A 1086-nucleotide genomic window follows, 5' to 3' on the forward strand; every position below is an offset into this window, starting at 1 on the left:
AGGTGGGTCAACTTGGCGATGTATTCAATGATATAGTGCATAAATACCGCAGCAATAACGCTGCATATAATATGACCAAGTAGGTCAAGCCTGTTTCTGACAAGCCGCAGCTATGGATGGTAGCGGTGAGTCAATAGGAGAAGCAATGAATTTACTCACGATGTCAAACCCTAAGACTGACAAGGCGCAGCGAGAGGGTTATATGGTTGGCATACTGCATCTAAAACCTGACTACGAGATATGTCAGAACGCATCAAAGGGATGCATGGCAGGATGTCTTAACACAGCAGGTCGAGGTGCTATGAACATGACGCAGAAGGCTAGAGCTAGACGCACTGACCTATATAAGAATCATCTCCATAGATTCATGCATCTATTGCGTGAGGACATAGAGAAACTTAAACGCAAGGCAGAAAAGAAAGGTATGAAGGTATGCATTAGGCTCAATGGGACAAGCGATGTCGCATGGCATAAGATAACCTTCTCTGACACAGGTAGTCTATTTGAAACCTTTCCTGACGTACAGTTCTATGACTACACACCCAACCCAGATAGAATGGGTAACGTGCCGCCCAATTATCACCTGACTTTCAGTAGGAAGGAAGACAATGACGAGGTGAGTAAGTGGATACTTAACAAGGGGCACAATGTAGCCGTGGTATTCCGCAACAAACTACCTGACACATGGCATGGTAGGCCAGTGATTGATGGCGACGTGTCAGACCTACGCTTTAACGACGGGCACAATGTAGTAGTTGGACTCATTGCGAAAGGCAAGGCGCGTAAAGATACCAGTGGTTTTGTTATAGATTAGATAGCAACTATACAATAATTATATTGTACCTATCCCGTTAACTGAAATAGGATAGACTCAACAAAGGGGAATGAATGAAGTTAGAAAGATTTGAAGAGATTATGAACAAGGCAGAGGCTAACGTGGCGCGCTCTATATGTGTGTGCCATTCGATAGCTTGGACAAGCAAGGGATATAGAACCGCTAACTTAAGTGATGAGTTCGATGCACTGCTCAACCCTAAGAACAGAAGGTATGGTGCTTACTATCTGGAGCAGAGCAGCAGTAAAAAG

2 protein-coding genes are annotated in these 1086 nt (G+C 44.3%); both read left to right on the forward strand.

Annotation, left to right across the window (positions count from 1 at the left end; all coding sequences use genetic code 11):
* The first annotated feature begins 424 nt into the window (after positions 1-424).
* Complete coding sequence (locus tag ABYP33_RS19555; protein WP_373093066.1) at positions 425-814, forward strand: hypothetical protein; 390 nt, start codon at positions 425-427, stop codon at positions 812-814.
* Positions 815-888: 74 nt separating this feature from the next.
* The coding region (locus ABYP33_RS19560) for a hypothetical protein (RefSeq protein ID WP_373093068.1) at positions 889-1086 on the forward strand (198 nt) is incomplete at its 3' end.

Source organism: Zhongshania sp. (assembly GCF_041584495.1).
Classification (GTDB): domain Bacteria; phylum Pseudomonadota; class Gammaproteobacteria; order Pseudomonadales; family Spongiibacteraceae; genus Spongiibacter.

Bases quoted from the DNA above. Each gene is read 5' to 3' on its own strand.
- ABYP33_RS19555 (WP_373093066.1), top strand. From the start codon at position 425: ATGAAGGTATGCATTAGGCTCAATGGGACAAGCGATGTCGCATGGCAT.